The sequence below is a fragment of the Nonomuraea sp. MG754425 genome, from assembly GCF_021699195.1.
Taxonomy (GTDB): domain Bacteria; phylum Actinomycetota; class Actinomycetes; order Streptosporangiales; family Streptosporangiaceae; genus Nonomuraea.
The window spans coordinates 1-689 of sequence record NZ_SSXE01000471.1 but is presented as its reverse complement, the minus strand read 5'-3'; the positions used below and the strand labels follow the sequence as shown (position 1 = coordinate 689).

Genomic DNA, 689 nt, shown 5'->3' with positions numbered 1-689 from the left:
ACGTTGGGGTTCGTGGGGGTGGCGGGAATTCGGCGTATGGGTACTTGTCCGAGTGTGTCGAGAAAAGAGACCCCGGGTTCCTGGGCCGCCCGACGGTCACGGCATTCGTTTCGCGGGAAGGACCAGATTCTGCGCACGACGAGAGGGGGGTCCTCGTGGCGGACGACGCGACGGGTCTCGCGGGGTTCCTGTACGAGTTCGGGCTGCTCAAACGCTACAAGCGGACCGGCTGGCTGGTCGCCGGCGTCCGCGACCCGGAGAGCATCGCCGAGCACTCCTTCCGGGCCGCGGTCATCGCCGCGGTGATCGCCGGGATGGAGGGCGGCGATCCGCAGCGGGCGGCGTTCATGAGCCTGTTCCACGACACGCAGGAAACCCGCATCACCGACATCCCGTACATCGGCAAGCGTTACCTCAAGGCCACCGCCAACGAGGACGTCACCGCCGACCAGGTGCGCGGCCTGCCCCCGGAGGTGGCCGGGATGGTGAGCGACGCCGTGGCCGAGTACGAGGAGAAGGTCACCCTGGAGGCGGTCTGCGCCCGCGACGCCGACAAGCTGGAGTGCCTCATCCAGGCCGTCGAGTACCGCGCGCAGGGCCACCACAACGTGCAGGGGTGGATCGACAGCTCGCTGGCCGCGATCACCACGCGGACGGGCAAGCGGCTGGCCGAGGAGGCGCTGAGCACG

General features: G+C 69.1%; 1 protein-coding gene. It reads left to right on the top strand.

From position 1 onward, the window contains the following. Positions 1-155: 155 nt before the first annotated feature. The coding region (locus FAF44_RS53530; protein WP_237111170.1) for an HD family hydrolase at positions 156-689 on the top strand (534 nt) is incomplete at its 3' end.